Annotated in this window: 17 protein-coding genes and 1 pseudogene; 8 read left to right on the plus strand and 10 right to left on the minus strand. The window is 72.9% G+C overall.

What is annotated here, in order from left to right:
* Positions 1-3 precede the first annotated feature (3 nt).
* Positions 4-1,086 carry a zinc-binding dehydrogenase gene (locus tag ABZ484_RS20095; RefSeq protein WP_358867247.1) on the plus strand — a complete coding sequence of 361 codons (1,083 nt, stop codon included), beginning with the start codon at positions 4-6 and terminating at the stop codon, positions 1,084-1,086.
* A 246-nt stretch (positions 1,087-1,332) separates the two neighbouring features.
* On the plus strand, positions 1,333-2,670 hold the full coding sequence (locus ABZ484_RS20100) for an MFS transporter (RefSeq protein ID WP_358867248.1): 1,338 nt from the start codon (positions 1,333-1,335) through the stop codon (positions 2,668-2,670).
* Between the two features lie 4 nt (positions 2,671-2,674).
* Here the strand turns inward: ABZ484_RS20100 and ABZ484_RS20105 are convergent, their stop codons facing one another.
* The 3 genes from ABZ484_RS20105 to ABZ484_RS20115 form a co-directional block, all read right to left on the minus strand.
* Entirely contained in the window at positions 2,675-3,655 is a 981-nt protein-coding gene (locus tag ABZ484_RS20105; protein ID WP_358867259.1) for a DMT family transporter, read from the minus strand.
* A 674-nt stretch (positions 3,656-4,329) separates the two neighbouring features.
* Positions 4,330-5,052: a winged helix-turn-helix domain-containing protein gene (locus tag ABZ484_RS20110; protein WP_358867249.1), complete on the minus strand. Its 723-nt coding sequence runs from the start codon at positions 5,050-5,052 to the stop codon at positions 4,330-4,332.
* A 59-nt stretch (positions 5,053-5,111) separates the two neighbouring features.
* Complete coding sequence (locus ABZ484_RS20115) at positions 5,112-5,762, minus strand: TetR/AcrR family transcriptional regulator (protein WP_030186592.1); 651 nt, start codon at positions 5,760-5,762, stop codon at positions 5,112-5,114.
* Positions 5,763-5,894: 132 nt separating this feature from the next.
* Here ABZ484_RS20115 and ABZ484_RS20120 point away from each other — a divergent pair, with 132 nt between their 5' ends.
* The 3 genes from ABZ484_RS20120 (at position 5,895) to ABZ484_RS20130 (ending at position 8,100) form a co-directional block, all read left to right on the plus strand.
* Complete coding sequence (locus ABZ484_RS20120) at positions 5,895-7,046, plus strand: acyl-CoA dehydrogenase family protein (protein ID WP_358867260.1); 1,152 nt, start codon at positions 5,895-5,897, stop codon at positions 7,044-7,046.
* Positions 7,047-7,105: 59 nt separating this feature from the next.
* Entirely contained in the window at positions 7,106-7,393 is a 288-nt protein-coding gene (locus ABZ484_RS20125; RefSeq protein WP_030186598.1) for a YiaA/YiaB family inner membrane protein, read from the plus strand.
* Positions 7,394-7,476: 83 nt separating this feature from the next.
* Positions 7,477-8,100, plus strand: a complete 624-nt coding sequence (locus ABZ484_RS20130; RefSeq protein ID WP_358867250.1) for a TetR/AcrR family transcriptional regulator — start codon at positions 7,477-7,479, stop codon at positions 8,098-8,100.
* 12 nt (positions 8,101-8,112) lie between these two features.
* Here the strand turns inward: ABZ484_RS20130 and ABZ484_RS20135 are convergent, their stop codons facing one another.
* Positions 8,113-8,574 carry a MaoC family dehydratase gene (locus ABZ484_RS20135; protein WP_358867251.1) on the minus strand — a complete coding sequence of 154 codons (462 nt, stop codon included), beginning with the start codon at positions 8,572-8,574 and terminating at the stop codon, positions 8,113-8,115.
* Positions 8,575-8,684: 110 nt separating this feature from the next.
* Here ABZ484_RS20135 and soxR point away from each other — a divergent pair, with 110 nt between their 5' ends.
* Complete coding sequence (gene soxR / locus ABZ484_RS20140) at positions 8,685-9,149, plus strand: redox-sensitive transcriptional activator SoxR (protein WP_358867252.1); 465 nt, start codon at positions 8,685-8,687, stop codon at positions 9,147-9,149.
* A gap of 43 nt (positions 9,150-9,192) precedes the next feature.
* Here soxR and ABZ484_RS20145 read toward each other — a convergent pair whose 3' ends face one another.
* The 4 genes from ABZ484_RS20145 to ABZ484_RS20160 form a co-directional block, all read right to left on the minus strand.
* Positions 9,193-10,260: an RNA ligase (ATP) gene (locus ABZ484_RS20145; protein ID WP_358867253.1), complete on the minus strand. Its 1,068-nt coding sequence runs from the start codon at positions 10,258-10,260 to the stop codon at positions 9,193-9,195.
* 196 nt (positions 10,261-10,456) lie between these two features.
* A complete protein-coding gene (locus ABZ484_RS20150) occupies positions 10,457-11,185 on the minus strand; it encodes a 3-keto-5-aminohexanoate cleavage protein (protein WP_358867254.1) in 729 nt (242 codons plus the stop codon).
* A 61-nt stretch (positions 11,186-11,246) separates the two neighbouring features.
* Positions 11,247-11,849, minus strand: coding sequence for a hypothetical protein (locus ABZ484_RS20155; protein ID WP_358867255.1), 603 nt, complete (start codon positions 11,847-11,849; stop codon positions 11,247-11,249).
* Positions 11,850-11,864: 15 nt separating this feature from the next.
* Positions 11,865-12,032 (minus strand): hypothetical protein, encoded by a 168-nt coding sequence (locus tag ABZ484_RS20160; RefSeq protein ID WP_159007133.1) that lies wholly within the window; start codon positions 12,030-12,032, stop codon positions 11,865-11,867.
* A gap of 103 nt (positions 12,033-12,135) precedes the next feature.
* On the opposite strand from ABZ484_RS20160, the gene ABZ484_RS20165 reads away from it, so the two are divergent.
* Positions 12,136-14,931: a penicillin acylase family protein gene (locus ABZ484_RS20165; protein WP_358867256.1), complete on the plus strand. Its 2,796-nt coding sequence runs from the start codon at positions 12,136-12,138 to the stop codon at positions 14,929-14,931.
* A gap of 37 nt (positions 14,932-14,968) precedes the next feature.
* Here ABZ484_RS20165 and ABZ484_RS20170 read toward each other — a convergent pair whose 3' ends face one another.
* Entirely contained in the window at positions 14,969-16,285 is a 1,317-nt protein-coding gene (locus ABZ484_RS20170; RefSeq protein ID WP_358867257.1) for a serine-threonine protein kinase, read from the minus strand.
* A gap of 113 nt (positions 16,286-16,398) precedes the next feature.
* A complete protein-coding gene (locus ABZ484_RS20175) occupies positions 16,399-17,646 on the minus strand; it encodes a DUF1343 domain-containing protein (RefSeq protein ID WP_358867258.1) in 1,248 nt (415 codons plus the stop codon).
* A 211-nt stretch (positions 17,647-17,857) separates the two neighbouring features.
* Between ABZ484_RS20175 and ABZ484_RS20180 the strand changes: the two are divergent.
* A pseudogene (locus tag ABZ484_RS20180) lies at positions 17,858-18,621 on the plus strand (SDR family oxidoreductase).
* The last annotated feature ends 50 nt before the right edge of the window (positions 18,622-18,671 follow it).

An 18,671-nucleotide genomic window follows, 5' to 3' on the forward strand; every position in this document is an offset into this window, starting at 1 on the left:
GCCATGGCCGTACGTGCCGCCGTCCTGCCCGCCGTGGGCGCCCCGCTGGAGATCACCGGGATCGAGCTGCCCGAGCCCGGCCCCGGCCAGGTCCGCGTGCGCCTCGCCGCGGCCGGGGTCTGCCACTCCGACCTGTCGCTGACCAACGGCACCATGCGGCTGCCGGTGCCGGCCGTCCTCGGCCACGAGGGTGCCGGGACCGTCGTCGCCGTCGGGGACGGAGTCACCCACGTCTCGCCCGGCGACGCCGTCGTCCTCAACTGGGCCCCGTCCTGCGGCGGCTGCCACGCCTGCTCGCTGGGCGAGGTCTGGCTGTGCGCCAACGCCCTGAACGGCGCCGCCGGCGTCCACGCCCGCACCGTCGACGGCACCGAGGTCCACCCCGGCCTGAACGTCGCCGCCTTCGCCGAGGAGACGGTCGTCGCCGCCCCCTGCGTGCTGCCCCTCCCGGACGGCGTCCCGCTCACCGACGCCGCCCTCCTCGGCTGCGCCGTCCTCACCGGCTACGGCGCCGTCCACCACTCGGCGCGGGTCCGGCGGGGGGAGACGGTGGCGGTGTTCGGCGTCGGCGGAGTGGGCCTGGCCACCCTCCAGGCGGCGCGGATCGCGGGCGCCGCGCGGATCGTGGCCGTCGACGTCTCCCCGGAGAAGGAGGATCTCGCACGCCGGGCGGGCGCCACCGACTACGTCGTCGCCTCCGAGAACACCCCCCGCGAGATCCGCGCCCTCACCGGCAAGCAGGGCGTCGACGTCTCCGTGGAGTGCGTGGGCCGCGCGGTCACCATCCGCGCCGCCTGGGAGTCCACCCGCCGCGGCGGCCGTACGACGGTGGTGGGCATCGGCGGCAAGGAGGAGCAGGTCACCTTCAACGCCCTGGAGATCTTCCACTGGGGCCGCACCCTCTCCGGCTGCGTGTACGGCAACTCCGACCCGGCCGAGGACCTGCCCGTGCTCGCCGAACACGTCCGCGCCGGACGCCTGGACCTGGGCGCGCTGGTGACCGAGCGGATCGCCCTGGACGGCATCCCGACGGCCTTCGAGAACATGACGGCCGGGAAGGGCGGCCGGGCGCTGGTGGTCTTCTAGAGCCGCCGTCTTCCGGCACTCCAGGCACGTCCAGGGGTGCCGGCGGCGCATCCGGCCCGTCCCCGCGGCGGGCCGGATCCCAGGCATGCCCGCACGACATCCGCGCGCCCGCCACCGTCACCGACTCGGTGCTCCATACAGGCAAAACTCCTGTGCGCGACCCGTTGACGCCCATACCGTCCGGTCAGTACGGTCCCGGCCCAAGCCGCCCCCCGTCCCGTCCCCGCACCCCCGGAGTGTGCACGCATGGACACGGCACCTTCCGCTCAGCCACTGACCACCACCGCTCCCACCATCCGCAGCCGCCGCCGGGTGGCCACCGCCGCCGCCCTCGCCTCCGCCGTCGAGTGGTACGACTACTTCGTCTTCGGCATCGCGGCCGCCCTGGTCCTCGGCGACCTGTACTTCCCGGCCGGCAGCCCCACCGCCGGAGTCCTCGCCGCCTTCGCCACCTTCGCCGTCGGCTTCCTGGCCCGTCCGATCGGCGGCATCATCGCCGGCCACCTCGGGGACAAGCGCGGCCGCAAGCCGATGCTGGTCCTCGCCCTCACCCTGATGGGCACGGCCACCACCGGCATCGGCCTGCTGCCGACGTACGCCACCATCGGCGTCGCCGCCCCGGTCCTGCTCGTCGTGCTCCGAGTGGTGCAGGGCCTGGCGGTCGGCGCCCAGTGGGGCGGCGCGGTGCTGCTGGCCACCGAGTACGCGCCCGAGGGCCGGCGCGGTGTCTACGGCAGCTTCGTCCAGCTCGGTGTGCCCATCGGCGTGGTGACGGCCAACACCGTCTTCCTCCTCGCCGGCGCCTTCACCACCGACTCGGCGTTCGCCGCCTGGGCCTGGCGGCTGCCCTTCCTGGTCGGCCTCCTCGTCCTCGTCCTCGCCTGGTACATCCACACCAGGGTCGAGGAGACCCCCGAGTTCCGGGCGGCCGAGCGGGCGCTCGCCGAGCGTGAGCGGGCCGAGCGGGAGCGGGTGGAGCGCGGCTCGCCGCTGCGCACCGTGCTGCGCGGCCACCTCGGCACGGTCTTCCTCGCCGGCGGCTCCTTCGCGGTGAATACGGCGACCTTCTACATCCTGATCACCGGCGTGCTGGAGTACACCACCCACAACCTCGGCATGGAGCAGAGCGCCGTACTCACCGTCTCGCTCTGCGTCAGCCTCACCCAGCTGGTGCTGATCCCGGCCGCCGCCGCGCTCTCCGACCGTGTCGGCCGCATCCGCGTCTACGCGCTCGGCGCGGCCGGGATCGCGCTGTGGGCCGTACCGCTGTTCCTGCTGATCGACACCGGCTCGCTGCTGTGGCTGGCGGTGGCGACCTTCGTGGCGAGCTGCTTCCTCAGCATCATGTACGGCCCCCAGGCCGCGCTGTTCGCCGAGCTGTTCACCCCGGAGATGCGCTACACCGGGGCGTCCCTCGGCTACCAGATCGCCGCTGTCCTCGGCGGCGGTCTGGCGCCCTTCCTGATGGTGCTGCTGCTCAAGGCCACGGGGACGTCGATGGCCGTGTCCGGCTACATCGTCGCCCTCGCCGTCGTCGCCCTGGTCTCCATCAGGATCCTCGCGGGCAGAGCCCGTTCCCGCTGAACCGTCAGGTCCGCTCGGGCCGCGGCTCCGGAACCGTCTCCGGGACCGCGGCGCCGGGTCCGGCCGCCCCCGTCCCCTCGGCCGCCCCCGTCCCCGCGGCCGACCCCGGCCGCGTACGGGCCCGCGACCTCGACACCGCCACGCCGGCCAGGCACAGCACCCCGCCCGCCAGCGTCAGCAGCCCCGGCACCTCGCCCAGCGCCAGCCACGACATCAGCACGACCAGCGCGGGCACGGCGTACGTCGTCGCGCCCATCCGGCTCGCGGTGGTGCGGGCGAGGGCGTACGCCCACGTGGTGAAGGCGAGCGCGGTCGGGAACACGCCGAGATAGACCATGTTCAGCGTCGCCGACAGCGGGGCGCCTGCGGCCTCGTGGACCAGCTGCCCGGCGAACGGCAGACAGGCCACCGCCCCGACCAGGCAGCCGAACGTCGTCACCTGCAACGCGCTCGCCCGGCTCAGCGCCGGCTTCTGCGCGACGACCCCGGAGGCGTACGCGACGGCGGCGAGCAGGCAGAGCGCCACCCCGAGCACGGAGGAGCCGCCCTCGCCGGACATCGACAGGCCCACGGTCACCGCGCCCGCGAACGACACCGCCATGCCCGCCAGCAGCCGCGGCGGCATCGGATCGCCCAGCAGCCGCGCCCCCAGCAGGGCGATGAGCAGCGGGCCGACGTTCACGACCAGGGCGGCGGTACCGGCGTCCACCTCCTGCTCGCCCCAGTTCAGGGCGACCATGTAGAAGCCGAACCACAGCAGCCCGGATATCGCGATCCCGCGCCAGGCCGCCCGCGGCGGCCACCCCTCCCGCCGTACGAGCCAGATCACGCCGAGCGCCAGGGCCCCGGCCAGCAGCCGCCCCAGCGCGAGCGCGCCGGGCGAGTACGCGGCGCCCGCACTGCGGATGGACACGAAGGCGGAGGCCCACAACACCACGGTCACCGTGGCAGCAGCGGTGGCCGGTCGGGACTGGGGAACGTTCATCATGTTTCCCAAGGCTAGGCGGGGCAGAGACAAAGAGCTCGCGGATTTCGGACACGAAGCCGCGAAGGTCCCGGCACACCGGGACCGGACCGAACGGCCGCTGGACCGGAGGGACCAGAGGGCTCGCGCGGACTGGCGAACGAGACGGCCCGGCGGCCCGGGCGGCCGGGCGGACCGGGCGATCCGGCGGTCGGACCGGACGGGACGGACCGATCGGCCCGGCGGTCAGGAGCGACTGGGTGGTCAGGAGCGACCGGACGGACCGGACGGACCGAACGGACCGGACGGACCTGATGGATCGGGTGGACCGGGTGGATCGGACGGGACGGGCCGGGCGGACGCGTGGGTCGGCCGGACCGGTCGTTCGGATGGATCGGGTGGATCGGACGGGCCGGTCGTCCGGATGGACCGGACGGACCTGATGGATCGGGTGGACCGGGTGGATCAGACGGGACGGGCCGGGCGGACGCGTGGGTCGGCCGGGCCGGTCGTTCGGATGGACCGGAGGGACCTGATGGATCGGAGGGACCTGATGGATCGGAGGGACCGGGTGGACCGGGTGGACCGGGTGGACCGGATGGGGCGGGCCGGGCCGACGCGCGGGTCGGTCGGACCGGTCGTTCGGACGGGCCGAGTGGATGGATGGTGCCCGGCCGGACGGGACCGGAGCGGGTTCAGCGCAGGGCCGATGGCTCGATGCCCAGCAGGTCGGAGAGGGCGCGTTCGCCGGTCGGCGTGACCTTGACGGCGCGCTCCGAGCCGATGCGTACGCACCAGCCGGTGTCGAGGGAGTGCCGGCACAGGGCCGCGCCCGCGACGCCCGCCAGGTGCGGGCGGCGTTCCGTCCAGTCGAGGCAGGCGCGGGCGAGCGGACGGCGGCCCCCGCGGTCGAGGCCGATACCGGCGGAGTCGAACCAGGCCAGCCCGGCCTGAGTGAGCGCGAACCCGGTGTCCTGCCGCAGCAGTCCGCGCACGGTCAGCGCGTCCGTCACCGTGATGCCGAGCCGCCCCGCGAGATGGTCGTAGCACGTGCGGCCCCGGGCCATCGCCGACCCGGCGCTCGACTCCCGCAGCGAGCGGGGGCGGCGCGCGGCCTGCGGGGAGACCTGCGCGGCCAGGTCCTCGACCAGCTGGGCCACCCGGGCGTCGGCCAGCCGCACGTACCGGTGCCGGCCCTGGCGCTCCTCGCTGAGCAGGCCGCCCGCGACGAGCTTGCCCAGGTGTTCGCTGAGGGTCGACGCGGCCACGCCCGCGTGCCGGGCCAGCTCGCCCGCGGTCCAGGCTCGCCCGTCGAGCAGCGCCAGCAGACAGGCCGCCCGGGTCTCGTCGGCGATCAGCCCGGCGAGCGCCGCCAGTCCGGGCGCCTGCGGGTCGTGGGTACGGTCCCTGGTGGTCATGCGTCCAGCATGCGGCACGGACGGTTCGGCGGTCGCCGAAGTGTGCCGCCACCGTGTGGCTACGTCGCCTGCGCGGTCCGCCCGACCTGCTCGTACTGCTGTGCAAGGCCGTCCAGCAGGGCGGTCAGCCCCGTCTCGAAGGCCCGCTCGTCGATCTTCTCCTGCTGGTCGGCCAGCAGGTGGGCCTGGCCGAGGTGCGGATAGTCGGCGGGGTCGTAGGCGCCGGCGTCGCCCACGAAGCCCCCGGCGAAGGAGCCGAGCGCGGAGCCCATGACGAAGTACCGCATCAGCGCGCCGATCGAGGTGGCCTGGGCCGGCGGCCACCCCGCGTCGACCATCGCGCCGTAGACGGCGTCGGCCAGCCGCAGCGCGGCGGGGCGGCGGCCGGGGCCGCGGGCCAGGACGGGGACGATGTTCGGATGGTCGCGCAGGGCGGCCCGGTAGGAGACGGCCCAGTCGTGCAGCGCGCTGCGCCAGTCGCGGCCGTCCTCGAACATCGACAGGTCGACCTGGGCGCTCACCGAGTCCGCGACCGCCTCCAGGATCTCGTCCTTGGTGCGGAAGTGGTTGTAGAGCGAGGGTCCGCTGACGCCGAGTTCGGCGGCGAGCCGGCGTGTGGAGACGGCCGCCAGGCCCTCCCCGTCCACGAGGTCCCGTGCCGTCGCGACGATGCGGTCGGTGCTGAGGAGGGGCTTGCGTGGTCGGGCCATGGCGCACATAGTAGGGCTGCGGCATTAAACTAGCAGTGCTAATTTAAATGTACGGCTTTCAAGATCTGTCATCTGGCGTCCGTCCGACGTCCGTCCGGCGTCGTCCGACGTCGTCTGTGGGGTGATCTCGTGGTGAATCTGGAACTCAGCGAGGAGCAGACCGCCGTCCGGCGGCTCGCCCGGGACTTCGTGGAGCGCGAGATCGCACCCGACGTGGTCGCCTGGGACCGCGCCGAGGAAGTGGACCGCGCCATCGTGAAGAAGCTCGGCGAGGTCGGCTTCCTGGGCCTGACCATCGACGAGGAGTACGGCGGCTCGGGCGGGGACCACCTGGCGTACTGCCTGGTCACCGAGGAGCTGGGCCGAGGCGACTCCTCCGTGCGCGGCATCGTGTCCGTCTCGCTGGGCCTCGTCGCCAAGACGATCGCCGCCTGGGGGAGCGAGGAGCACAAGCGCCGCTGGCTGCCGGGTCTGACCTCCGGCGAGTACGTCGGCTGCTTCGGCCTCACCGAGCCCGGCACCGGCTCCGACGCGGGCAACCTGACCACCCGCGCGGTGCGCGACGGCGACGACTACGTCATCAACGGCACCAAGATGTTCATCACCAACGGCACCTGGGCCGATGTCGTGCTGCTCTTCGCCCGCTCCACCGACGCGCCGGGCCACAAGGGCGTGACCGCCTTCCTCGTCCCCACCGACACCCCCGGCCTGACCCGCCGCACCATCCACGGCAAGCTGGGCCTGCGCGGCCAGGCGACCGCCGAACTGGTGCTCGAGGACGTGCGCGTCCCCGCCTCCGCGATGCTGGCGCCCGAGGGCAAGGGCTTCTCGGTCGCCATGTCCGCCCTGGCCAAGGGCCGGATGTCGGTGGCCGCCGGCTGCGTCGGCATAGCCCAGGCCGCGCTGGACGCGGCCGTGAGGTACGCGGGCGAGCGCGAGCAGTTCGGCAGGACCATCGCCCATCACCAGCTCGTCCAGGAGCTGATCAGCGACATCGCCGTGGACGTGGACGCCGCACGCCTGCTGACCTGGCGGGTCGCCGACCTCGTCGACCGGGGGCAGCCGTTCGCCGTGGAGTCCTCCAAGGCCAAGCTGTTCGCCTCCGAGGCCGCCGTACGGGCCGCCAACAACGCCCTCCAGGTCTTCGGCGGCTACGGCTACATCGACGAGTACCCGGCGGGCAAGCTGCTGCGGGACGCCCGCGTGATGACCCTCTACGAGGGCACCAGCCAGATCCAGAAGCTGGTCATCGGGCGCGCGCTGACGGGTGTCTCGGCGTTCTGAGTACGTTCTGAGTATCTCGGCGGATGTGGCGCGGGCCACGTTCGCCGATGCTCTGTGGCATGAGTGACACACCCGTCAAGCAGCAGAACACGGCCGCCTTCTACGGCCAGGCCGTCGCGTCCTTCGCCGTCGCCATGTCGGCCACCGCCGTCGGCATCTACCAGCTGAACACCGACGCCTGGGTGCGGGCCTTCCTCGCCATCGCCGTCCTCTACCTCGTCACCTCCGCCTTCACCCTCGCCAAGGTGATCCGGGACCGGCAGGAGGCCGGGCAGATCGTCAGCCGGGTCGACCAGGCCCGCCTGGAGAAGCTGCTCGCCGAGCACGACCCCTTCGAGAAGCTGTGAACCCCCTCCGCCAGCCGCACTAAGCGCCCGCTCACCGTCGGCGGTATGGTGGTGCTCCTGTCACCGAGAGGGGCGAGCGAGCGATGAGTACGGCGGAGGAGACGACCGGCGGCGAAGCGGAGCCGTGGGACGAGGTCACCCCGGACGCGGCCCGGCGGCTGCTGGTCGCCGCCGTGGAGGCCTTCGCCGAGCGCGGCTACCACGCGACGACGACCCGCGACATCGCCGGGCGCGCCGGCATGAGCCCGGCCGCGCTCTACATCCACTACAAGACCAAGGAAGAGCTGCTCCACCGGATCAGCCGGATCGGCCACGACAAGGCCCTCGACATCCTGCGCACCGCGGCGCAGCGCGAGGGCAGCGCCAAGGAGCGGCTGGCCGACGCCGTCAGCTCCTTCGTCCGCTGGCACGCGGGGCGGCGCACCACCGCGCGGATCGTGCAGTACGAACTCGACGCGCTCGGCCCCGAGGCCCGCGCCGAGATCGTCGCCCTGCGCCGCCGGGTCGACGCCGAGGTGCGCGGGATCATCGAGGACGGCGTCGCGGCGGGCGAGTTCGACGTGCTCGACGTGCAGGGCACGACGCTCGCCGTGCTGTCGCTGTGCATCGACGTGGCCCGCTGGTTCAGTGTGAACGGCCCGCGCACCCCCGAGGAGGTCGGCGCGCTCTACGCCGACCTCGTGCTGCGCATGGTCGGGGCGAAGTAGCCCCGCGCAGTCCTACAGGTAGTACCGGGACACCGACTCCGCCACGCACACCGGCTTGTCCCCGCCCTCGCGCTCCACGGTGAACGCGACGGTCACCTGCACCCCGCCCGGCACGTCGTCCACGCCGCTGATCGTCGCGGTGGCGCGCAGTCGCGAGCCGACCGGGACGGGGGCGGGGAAGCGCACCTTGTTGGTGCCGTAGTTGACGCCCATCCTCACGCCCTCGACCGTGATCAGCTGCGGCCCGAACAGGGGGAGCAGCGACAGGGTCAGATAGCCGTGGGCGATGGTGGTGCCGAACGGGCCGGCGGCGGCCTTCTCCGGGTCCACGTGGATCCACTGGTGGTCGCCGGTCGCCTCGGCGAACAGGTCGATCCGCTTCTGGTCGATCTCCAGCCAGTCGGTGTACCCCAGCTGCTCGCCCACCGCCGCCTTCAGGTCGTCGGCGGAGGTGAAGATCCTCGGCTCTGCCATGTCCCGGCCTCTCACGTCGCACATCAAGTCTAAGCAACTGCTTAGCATGCTCGGGTCCACGGCCCATGTCAACGGAAACGGAGTGCGACACGGTGGGTAGGCTCTGAGGAGTGCCCCAGATTCCCGAGAAGATCCACGAGCTGACCGTCGGGCAGGTGTCCGCGCGCAGCGGCGCCGCGGTCTCCGCCCTGCACTTCTACGAGTCCAAGGGCCTGATCAGGAGCCGCCGCACCGCCGGCAACCAGCGCCGCTACAGCCGAGACACCCTGCGCCGGGTCGCCTTCGTCCGCGCCGCGCAACGCGTGGGCATCCCGCTGGCCACGATCCGCGAGGCGCTCGCCGAACTCCCCGAGGAACGCACCCCCACCCGGGAGGACTGGGCCCGCCTGTCCGAGGTCTGGCGCACCGAGCTCGACGAGCGCATCAAGCAGCTCAACCGCCTGCGCGACCATCTCACCGACTGCATCGGCTGCGGCTGCCTGTCCCTGGACACCTGCGTGCTCTCCAACCCCGACGACGCGATCGGCCAACGCCAGGTGGGCTCCCGCCTGATGGTGGAACGCCGGACGCCCTAGGGGTGTCTGGCCCCCCCGGGGGAGTCCGGCGCCGCTCCGCCGGTCACTCGTACTCCGTCCCGCCCTTCCGTGTCAGGTACGCCGGACTGACCGCCTTGGCGATCGCCCGCCCTCCGGTCACCGGGCTGTGGCGCTCCACGGCGGGACGGATCACCACGCCCTCGCGCAGATGCAGCCCGCGCCCGGACACCGTCTCGCGCCCGGTCGCGAACTCCAGCACCCGCCCGATGTCGTACGGCCCCTCGTACAGCCGCGGCACCGACGGCAGCTCCCCGGCCGGCAGCTCCGCCGCGTCCAGCCACCGCACGGCCCCGTCGATCTCCGCGGACACGTCGAACACGGCGTACCCCAGCGTGTCCCGTCGCCCGTCGGCGCCGTACGTCAGGTCCTGCACGCCCGCCCCGTACACCTCGCCGAAGATCCCGACGCGACGTGCCCCCAGCCGTTCGGCGAGCCGGGCCGCCGCCTCCGGCACGCCGTGCGCCCGCACCGCCCGCCAGTACAGGTTCCGCGGGTCCTCCTTCAGCGCCAGCGACCTCGCGCCGAAGCCCTTGGAGGAGACCTGCACACGGCCGTCGTCGGCGAAAAAGGTGAGCAGGCAGGCCGTGCCGTGCAGCTTCTCGGTCAGGACCACCAGCTCACCGGCGGTGAAGACGTCCGGGTAGCGCTGGATGTTCTCGATGTCGACCCAGGGCAGCAGATCCGGCGCCGGCTCCACCTCGCCGCTCATCGTGGGCGGCACGGGCGGCACCCACTTGGTGATGCCGAGCAGCTCGGCGAAGTCCGTCCCCTCGACCGCCGCACGCGCCAGGTCGACGCCCGCCAGCGCCTTCGGCCGGCACACGATGCCCTGCGACAGCTCGCCGCGCAGTCGCACCGCCCTGACCCGGTCCTGGTTGCCGCCCGCCAGCCGCCCGGTCAGCCCCAGCTCCTCGATCAGCGCGGCCGGGAGCACCGACTGCTCGGGGATGTACACGGCCCTCTCGCCGGTGCGGTACACGCCCTTGGCGACGACGGCCCGGTACAGGCCCACCTGGGCCAGCTCCAGCGCGTCGGCGTTCGGATGCGGGTGGACGGTCAGCACTTCGGCGGTGACGCGCAGCGTCGACATCGGGACTCTCCTCACGGTCCTCACGCGGGTCTCATCGCCTCCAACTGTCCGGACCGCAAAGGGGTGGAGCGAGCGGATTAGCCGCTGATAGCCTGCCGATCCCCGCTTCCCGGCCGGGGCCGGCCGTACGGGGCCCGGCGGGACCGACTCCCGTGCCGCCGCCCTGCGCCAAAGACGAGCGAGGGCACGCCGGCCGCTACGACGAGCGCCGGGCCGACCCGTACTGAACGAGTCCCTCGGCCACCAACCGGGCGTTGGAGTAGGCCCGCTCCCCGTCCGGCAGGACCAACGTGTCCTCCAGGCCGATACGGGTGGCCAGACCGAGCCGGCCGGCCAGCCGCAGCACCGGCCACGCGCCGCCCTCCTCGCCGTGCAGCAGCACCGGGCGGCCGTGCGCGTCACCCAGCTCGGCGAGCAGCGCACGGGCGGACTCCGCGGCCGTCTCCGGGGCCGGGTCCGTCACCTCCGCCAGTACGCGCAGCACGCGCGGCGCCAGCGGCGAGGCCGCGAACCGGGCCGCGCCGTCCGTGCCGGACCAGACGCCCGCCTCCACGCCGACGCCCCGGGCGAGCAGCGCCGCGGCCAGTTCCTCCGCCCCCGGCTCGTGCCAGTTGACCGAGGCGACGTCGGGCAGCACCGGCCAGTCGCGCACGCGCGCCGGGCGGGCCGCCGGATCGGGCTCGGTCCAGGCGCCCGTGGTCACCCCGACCGGCACCGGCACCCGTGCCCGGATCGCCTCCACCGCCGCCGCGACCACGCGTGGCGACATGCTCTCGCGTCCGCACGGCGTCCTGGGGTGGACATGGACCTCCGTGGCCCCGGCCGCGACGGCGCCGGCCGCCGACTCGGCCATCGCCTCCGGCGTCAGCGGCACCACCGCGCCGTCCGCCGCCGTGCGGGACCCGTTGAGACAGACCTGCATCACCGGACGGTTCCCCCGTTTCCGGAGGGGTGCGGCACCCCCTGCGCACCCCTCGCCGTGTTCCTCAGGCCGACACCAGCAGTCTGCCCCGCCTGGCGCACCCCAGCGCCTCGGGGGTGAGGACGGGCCGCGGCACCAGGATGCCGCAGTCCGCGCACACCGGCCCGGTCGACGGCTCGTGGTCCAGGCCGTACTTCCAGACCAGCCGCTCCCCGGCGCACACCGGGCAGGCCGCACCCGGTTCGCGCTCCAGCGCGGCGATCAGCCGGCGCAGCACCTCGGCCAGCGGTTCGGCGGGGTGCACCCGCGGGTCGTCGCACCAGGCGACCCCGAAACCACCCCAGGTCAGCCGGTGCCAGTCGTCCACGCTGCCCGGCCTGCGCAGCCCGTCGTGCTTCTCCTTCCTGCGGCGGCGGGCGAACTCGACCTCGTAGTCGAGCCACACCGTACGCGCCTCCTCCAGCTCCTCCAGCGCGGCCACGAGCCGCACCGGGTCGGGGGAGCGGTCCTCGGGGCCGAACCCGGCCCGGGAGCAAAGATGGTCCCAGGTCGCCCTGTGCCCGTAGGGAGCGAACCGCTCAAGGCACTTGCGCAGTGAGTAGCGTCGCAGCGCCAGATCGCACCGCGGGTCCCTCACCTGTCTCGCCAGACTCCGGAAACCGGCCATCGCCCTGCACCTCCGTCACACCTGCACCTGCACTTCGGTCACTTCGGCGTCGTCGTACGGCCCGTCGCACGGTCCGTCGTACGGAGTCGTCGTACGGACGTCGCCGAGTAGACGTGCCGACCGGCGATCCGGCTCCATCCGATTTCCGATGTCCGCCATAACTTCGCCCTGGTTGACCGTCATGTCCGCCACGAGACGACTCCAAAAAGTGACGCATGCTCATCTTCCAACTCGGGGATACCGCCGGTAACGTCCCTCCCCACCCCCGTCGGGAGGAGCTGCTGCCATGCCACGGCGCACCCCACACTTCGCGCTCGACACAGTGAGAACTCCCCGCAGATTCCACGGGTTCCTGAAGACGGCATCCGTATGCGTCCTCATTACCGGTCTTTTGTCACCGTTTTCCCCTGCGGTGGCGGCCGAGGCGAGACCCGCGGCGACGGCCGCGAACGACTACTGCGGCGGCCGGTGCTCGGACATCCTGCCGCCCGGCGAGAACGGCAACGCCACGCTCGCCCAGATCCTCCTCAACCAGGCCTTCGGCACCCAGCCCGACCACGCCGAGGACCAGCTCGGCCCCTACGCGGACCTGGCCAAGGGCTACCCGGCACTCACCGACGACAAGGTGAACGCCTTCTTCGACGACGCCTCGTTCGGAGTCCCCGCCGACCAGGTCGCCTCCACCGAGAAACCCGCCGGACGCGGTGACGTCACCATCGTCCGGGACAAGAAGACCGGTGTGCCGCACATCACGGGCACCACCCGCTACGGCACCGAGTTCGGCGCCGGGTACGCCGCAGCCGAGGACCGGCTGTGGCTCATGGACGTCTTCCGGCACGTCGGCCGCGGCCAGTTGACCTCGTTCGCGGGCGGCGCCCCCGCCAACCAGGGCCTCGAGCAGCAGTTCTACCGGAACGCCCCGTACACCGAGGCCGACCTCCAGGCGCAGATCGACAACGCCGTGGCGAACAACGGCGCCCGCGGGCAGCAGGCCCTCGCCGACGTCAATGCCTACCTCGCGGGCGTCAACGCCTACATCGACGCCTCCGACTCCGGCCGCTACTTCCCCGGCGAGTACGTCCTGACCGGCCACAAGGACGCCATCACCAACGCCGGCACCATCGAGCACTTCAAGGTCACCGACCTGGTCGCGCTGGCCTCCGTGGTCGGCTCGCTGTTCGGCTCCGGCGGCGGCGGCGAGGTGAACAACGCCCTGTCCCTGCTGGCCGCCCAGGCCAAGTACGGCGTCGAGGAGGGCACCAGGGTCTGGGAGTCCTTCCGTGAGCGCAACGATCCCGAGGCCGTCCTCACCGTCCACGACGGCCGCAGTTTCCCGTACGCGACGAAACCGGACAGCCCCCAGGGCGAGGCACTGCCCGACGCCGGCTCCGTGACCCAGGAGCCGCTCGTGTACGACCGCACCGGCAGCGCGGCGACCACCGCCGCCAGGAGCGCCGCCACCACGGCTGCGAAGACGACCCTCTCCTCCGCCCGGCGCGGCATGTCCAACGCCCTCGTCGTCAGCGGAGAGCACACCGCCAGCGGCCACCCGGTCGCCGTCTTCGGCCCGCAGACCGGCTACTTCGCGCCGCAGCTGCTGCTGCTCCAGGAGATCCAGGGGCCGGGCATCAGCGCCCGGGGCGCCTCCTTCGCGGGCCTGAGCATGTACGTCGAGCTCGGCCGCGGCCAGGACTACGCGTGGAGCGCCACGACCTCCGGCCAGGACATCATCGACACCTACGCCGTCGAGCTGTGCCAGGACGACCACCACTACCTCTACCACGGCACCTGCACGGCCATGGACCAGGTCGAGCGGAAGAACGCCTGGAAGCCCACCGTCGCCGACGGCACGGCCGCCGGCTCGTACACCATGCGCGTGTGGCGCACCGAGTACGGCCCGGTCCAGTACCGCGCGACGGTCGGCGGCAAGAAGGTCGCCTACACCACCCTGCGCTCCTCCTATCTGCACGAGGCCGACTCCATCATCGGCTTCCAGATGCTCAACGACCCCGGCTTCGTCAAGGGCCCGCAGGACTTCCAGCAGGCCGCGCAGCACATCAACTACACGTTCAACTGGTTCTACGCCGACTCCCGGCACACCGCCTACTACAACAGCGGCGACAACCCGGTGCGGGCGAGCGGCGTCGACGCCGAGTTCCCGGTGTGGGCGCGGCCGGCGTACGAGTGGCGGAACTGGGACCCGGCCACCAACACCGCCGAGTACACCCCGCCCTCCGCGCACCCCAACTCGATCGACCAGGACTACTACATCTCCTGGAACAACAAGCAGGCCGAGGACTACACGGCCGCGCCCTGGGGTGAGGGGTCGGTGCACCGGGGGAACCTGCTGGAGGACCGGGTGAAGAAACTGGCCGCGTCCGGCGGCGTGACAAGAGCGGCGCTCACCAAGGCGATGGCGGACGCGGCGCTGGCCGATCTGCGGGCCGAGGACGTGCTGCCGAAGCTGCTGAAGGTGATCGACAGCGCGCAGGTCACCGACCCGGCGACCGCGACGGCGGTGAGTGAACTGCGGGCCTGGGTGTCCGCGGGCGCCCGGCGCACCGAGACCTCGGCCGGCTCGAAGACGTACGCCGACGCGGACGCGATCCGGATCCTGGACGCCTGGTGGCCGCTGCTGGTGAAGGCCGAGTTCGAACCGGGCCTCGGCAGCGACCTGTACACCGCCTTCACCGGCAACCTGCCCGTCGACGAGGCCCCGTCCGCCGGACACGGCCCGACCGGCGCGCACGCCGGAAGCTCCTTCCAGTACGGCTGGTGGAGCTATGTCGACAAGGACATCCGGGCGGTGCTCGGTGAGCCGGTGCGGGGACCGCTCGCACAGAAGTACTGCGGCGGCGGCAGCCTCTCCGGCTGCCGGGACGTCCTGCTCGGCACCCTGAAGCAGGCGGCGGGCATGACGGCGGCCCAGGTCTACCCGGGTGACGACCAGTGCTCGGCGGGCGACCAGTGGTGCGCCGACTCGATCGCCCAGCGTCCCCTGGGCGGCATCAAGCACTACCGGATCAGCTGGCAGAACCGGCCCACCTATCAGCAGGTGGTGGAGTTCACCTCCCACCGGTGACGCCCGCCCGAGTCCGATGACAGGGTCTGGCGGCGGGTCAGCGGACGCGGCCCGCCGCCAGCACCAGCCGCGCCAGTTCCGGGTGCACGATGTCGCTGTGCGCGCCGCTCGGCGGCCCGCCGCGCCGGACCACCTCGGCCGCGTCGACGTTCACACACCCGGACGCCGGCAGCGGCGCGCCCAGCGCGGCGGCGAGCGTGCACGCGCGCGTGCCCGGCACCGCCTGCACCCCGTCGTGCCCCATCGCGCCCCACCTGGCCCCCAGCGCAGCGCCCACGTCGACGCCCAGCACCGACCGGTCGTCGTCCGCCATGCGCGAGGCCAGCGGATAGAACGTGCCGAGGGCCGAGTCGTAGCGGGAGTGACAGCACACCAACGGCCCGTCGATCCGGTGCTCCTGGCCCTGGAGCACCCCGCCCGCGCGCGGGTCGTCCGGCAGCCGGGCGGCGAACGCGTAGTGCGAGAAGGCGCCTTGCAGCAGGGTCACGGACTTCACCGCGCGCACCCCCGCGGGCAGCCCGCGCAGCGCGAACGACACCAGCCGCCCGCCGAAGCTGTGCCCGACCAGATGGATCCGCAGGTCCGGCGCCGCCTGTGCGAGCCGGCCGACCGCCGGGCCGAGCCCGCGCTCGCCGACCGTGCCCGCCCGGCGCTTCATCGCGTAGTACGTCGCCTGCCGCAGCAGTTCCTTGGCGCCGTCCCACGGGTTCGGCAGCGAGAAGGACTCCCGTCCCTCCGGTGCCTCGAGCCGGGCGAGGGCCTGCGCGAACTCGGCGCAGACGTCCGCCGTGGGCCGCGAGAAGATACCCGGCTCGCTCTGCGGCACGCCCTCCGCCTCCGTGTCCGCCGCGAACAGGCCCTGCGGCCCCGGCGGCACCACCTCGACCAGCAGCCGCACCAGCCGCCCGAACTCCTCGAGCCCCTCCTCGTCGCGCGGATGCTGGTCCAGAATCCGCGCGAGCCGGTCGACCACCGTGGCCCGCCCCGGGAAGGTCTCCAGGAGCGCGTGCCGGGTGTCCTTGTCCAGAGCCGGACGGGGCACCGGCCCGGCGACGGTGGGGCGCGGGAAGTCGGGGATCGGCTCGTCGCTGAAGCGCATCGACGGCCACACCACGCCCACGTACCCGATCCGCGCGGCCGGCGCGAGCCGCGGGACGGGGGCGAAGAAGGCGCTGTAGAGGCGGGTGGCGCCGGAACGGTCGTTGTTCCAGCCGTGTGCGAAGACGATCAGGTCGCGCACGCCCCGGGCGGTGACCCCGGCGAGCAGCCGGTCCCGCTCGGGGCCGTCCACGTCCCCGTCCGCGTCGAAGGTCAGCTCCCAGTAGGGAGCCACGCTCATCCCCGGATCCGCCATGGCTGCCGACCCCCTCGTGCCCCGAAGCGGTGCGATGTGTGGTGCATCGTCCTGCCGACAGGGGGAGTTGGCCATACGTCACGGCTCATCCGGGACAGGAATCGCCTCCCGGCTCATCGGTAGAGGAGATACTCCGCGCGTACCCTGCGGAACGCGGCCAGTTCGTCCCGCCAGCCGGCGACCACCTCGTCGGTGTCCGCCCCGGCGTCGATCATCGTGCGGACCCGCGTGGAGCCGGTGAGCTTGTCGATCCAGTTGTCCGAGCGCCAGGCGAAGCCGCTCCAGACCTGCTTGGCGGTCACCAGCAGCGCGATCCCGGTCCGCACGGGGTCGTAGGCCTCCCGGTCGTGGACGTGGATCTGGACGCCGCCGACCGTCTTGCCCTGGAACTTGGAGAAGGTCGGCGCGAAGTAGGCCTCCCGGAAGCGCACACCCGGCAGCCCGAGCGCGTTCGCCGCGTCCGCCCAGCGCCCGTCGACGCCCTCCGCGCCGAGCAGTTCGAAGGGGCGGGTGGTGCCGCGGCCCTCCGACAGGTTGGTGCCCTCGAACAGACAGGTCCCGGAGTACACGAGGGCGGTGTCCGGGGTGGGCATGTTCGGGCTCGGCGGCACCCAGGGCAGCTCGGAGGCGTCGTAGAACTCCGACCGTTTCCAGCCGGTCATCAGGACCGTCTCCAGCGGCACCGGCGTGGCCAGGAACTCCCCGTTGAACAGCCGCGCCAGCTCCGCGACCGTCATGCCGTGCGCCTGGGAGATGGGCTGGCGTCCCACGAAGGTCGCGAACTCCTTGTGCAGCACCGGGCCCAGCGCCTCCCGCCCGGTCACCGGGTTGGGCCGGTCCAGCACCACGAACCGCTTTCCCGCCAGCGCGGCGGCCTCCATGCAGTCGTACAGCGTCCAGATGTACGTGTAGAAGCGCGCGCCCACGTCCTGGATGTCGAAGACGACCGTGTCCACGCCGGAGGCGGTGAAGACGTCGGCGAGCGGCTGCCCGCTCTTCAGGTACGTGTCGTACACCGGCAGTCCGGTGGCCGGGTCGTCGTAGCGTCCCTCGGAGCCGCCCGCCTGCGCGGTGCCGCGGAAGCCGTGCTCCGGGCCGAAGACGGCGACCAGGTTCACCCGGCGGTCGGCGTGCATGACGTCCACGATGTGGCGCACGTCCCGGGTGATGCCGGTCGGGTTGGTGACGATGCCGACCCGCTGCCCGGCGAGCTGCGCGTAGCCGCCCGCCGCGAGCCGCTCGAAGCCGGTGCGCAGCGGCCGGCCGCGCCCCTGCGGGGCCGCCTGGGCCTGTGCGGCCGGGACGGTCGAGGCCGCGACGGCGGCGGTGGTGGCGAGCAGACTCCGCCTGGACAGCTTCATGCGGTGACCTCCGTGATCGCTGCACGTGTCATGGTCACGCACGCTAGCGCGCGCCCCGGGTGGCTGGGAACGAACCGTCGGCACCGTCTATGGTCCACACCACTGGAGGAGCCCGGGCGTCGTTCGCCTCTTCCCTGGCACATACCGACCGGTTAGTGTGGCGCGGCAGAGCCGCTGCGTCGGTGCGTCGCAGCCGTGTCGAAGGAGACCGATGGTGCAAGCCGTTCAGGGTGCGGGAGTGGTCGTCACCGGGGCCGGAGGGGGCATCGGGGCCGCGCTGGCCCGCCGGTTCGCCGCGGAGGGCGCGAGGGTCGTCGTCAACGACCTCGACGCCGCGCGGGCCGAGGCCGTCGCCGGGGAGATCGGAGGCATCGCGCTGCCGGGCGACGCCTCCGCGGTCATCGGCGAGGCCCGCGACGCGCTCGGCGGAACGGTCGACGTCTACTGCGCCAACGCCGGCGTCGCCTCCGGCGGTTCCGAGGCCTGCGGCGAGGACGTCTGGGCGCGCGCCTGGGACGTCAACGTCATGGCCCACGTCCGCGCCGCCGAGGCCCTGCTCCCGGCCTGGCTGGAACGCGGCAGCGGCCGGTTCGTCGCCACCGTCTCCGCGGCGGACTGCTCACCATGATCGGCGCCGCCCCCTACAGCGTCACCAAGCACGGCGCCTACGCCTTCGCCGAGTGGCTGTCGCTGACGTACCGGCACCGCGGGATCAAGGTCCACGCGATCTGCCCGCAGGGCGTGCGCACCGACATGCTCGCCGCCACCGGCAGCGCCGGCGACCTGGTGCTCCAGCCGACCGCCATCGAACCCGAGGACGTGGCCGACGCCCTGTTCAAGGGCATCGACGAGGACCGCTTCCTGATCCTGCCGCACCCCGAGGTCGCCGGCTTCTACCAGGCCCGCGCCGCCGACCCCGACCGCTGGCTGACGAACATGAACCGCATCCAGCTCAGGTGGGAGGAGACCCGGTGACCGGCACGAGTGCCTCCCGCTACGCGGCCAAGCCCTGGCTCCACCTGCTC

It is taken from the genome of Streptomyces sp. NPDC006393 (assembly GCF_040628575.1).
Taxonomy (GTDB): Bacteria; Actinomycetota; Actinomycetes; order Streptomycetales; family Streptomycetaceae; genus Streptomyces.

Coding starts and splice junctions, on each gene's coding strand:
- ABZ484_RS20125 (WP_030186598.1), top strand. CDS start 7,106: ATGAGTGACACACCCGTCAAGCAGCAGAACACGGCCGCCTTCTACGGC.
- ABZ484_RS20155 (WP_358867255.1), bottom strand. CDS start 11,849: ATGGCCGGTTTCCGGAGTCTGGCGAGACAGGTGAGGGACCCGCGGTGC.
- ABZ484_RS20135 (WP_358867251.1), bottom strand. CDS start 8,574: ATGGCAGAGCCGAGGATCTTCACCTCCGCCGACGACCTGAAGGCGGCG.
- ABZ484_RS20145 (WP_358867253.1), bottom strand. CDS start 10,260: ATGTCGACGCTGCGCGTCACCGCCGAAGTGCTGACCGTCCACCCGCAT.
- ABZ484_RS20165 (WP_358867256.1), top strand. CDS start 12,136: ATGCCACGGCGCACCCCACACTTCGCGCTCGACACAGTGAGAACTCCC.
- ABZ484_RS20175 (WP_358867258.1), bottom strand. CDS start 17,646: ATGAAGCTGTCCAGGCGGAGTCTGCTCGCCACCACCGCCGCCGTCGCG.
- ABZ484_RS20100 (WP_358867248.1), top strand. CDS start 1,333: ATGGACACGGCACCTTCCGCTCAGCCACTGACCACCACCGCTCCCACC.
- ABZ484_RS20170 (WP_358867257.1), bottom strand. CDS start 16,285: ATGGCGGATCCGGGGATGAGCGTGGCTCCCTACTGGGAGCTGACCTTC.
- ABZ484_RS20130 (WP_358867250.1), top strand. CDS start 7,477: ATGAGTACGGCGGAGGAGACGACCGGCGGCGAAGCGGAGCCGTGGGAC.
- ABZ484_RS20105 (WP_358867259.1), bottom strand. CDS start 3,655: ATGAACGTTCCCCAGTCCCGACCGGCCACCGCTGCTGCCACGGTGACC.
- ABZ484_RS20110 (WP_358867249.1), bottom strand. CDS start 5,052: ATGACCACCAGGGACCGTACCCACGACCCGCAGGCGCCCGGACTGGCG.
- ABZ484_RS20115 (WP_030186592.1), bottom strand. CDS start 5,762: ATGGCCCGACCACGCAAGCCCCTCCTCAGCACCGACCGCATCGTCGCG.
- ABZ484_RS20160 (WP_159007133.1), bottom strand. CDS start 12,032: ATGACGGTCAACCAGGGCGAAGTTATGGCGGACATCGGAAATCGGATG.
- ABZ484_RS20095 (WP_358867247.1), top strand. CDS start 4: ATGGCCGTACGTGCCGCCGTCCTGCCCGCCGTGGGCGCCCCGCTGGAG.